The sequence below is a fragment of the Photobacterium aphoticum genome (genome assembly GCF_001029435.1).
GTDB classification, from domain to species: Bacteria; Pseudomonadota; Gammaproteobacteria; order Enterobacterales; family Vibrionaceae; genus Photobacterium; species Photobacterium aphoticum.
Genome location: NZ_LDOV01000075.1, coordinates 1 through 287, shown reverse-complemented (window position 1 = coordinate 287; position 287 = coordinate 1). Strand labels below are relative to the sequence as shown.

1 rRNA gene is annotated in these 287 nt (G+C 48.1%); it reads right to left on the bottom strand.

The features are described from left to right. Positions 1-97, bottom strand: a 5S ribosomal RNA gene (gene rrf, locus ABT58_RS23090); the annotation flags it as partial. Between the last annotated feature and the right edge of the window lie 190 nt (positions 98-287).

Genomic DNA, 287 nt, shown 5'->3' with positions numbered 1-287 from the left:
TCACATGGGGAGGCCCCACACTACCATCGGCGCTGTTACGTTTCACTACTGAGTTCGGCATGGGATCAGGTGGGTCCATAACGCTATGGTCGCCAAGCAAATTCTGTTGAAAACATTCCGCTGGCTATAAAGCCCGCTAGCTACGTTAAGTTGCTCTCTCGCTCAGTCATTTAGCAGGCTAAACTCCTTCACTCGACTCACAACTTGTCTTGCTATTGAACTTTATCCCGGCGCTACCTCTGGTAGGCGGAATATCTTCAAAATCTGGAAAGTAACTAGTATTCTCA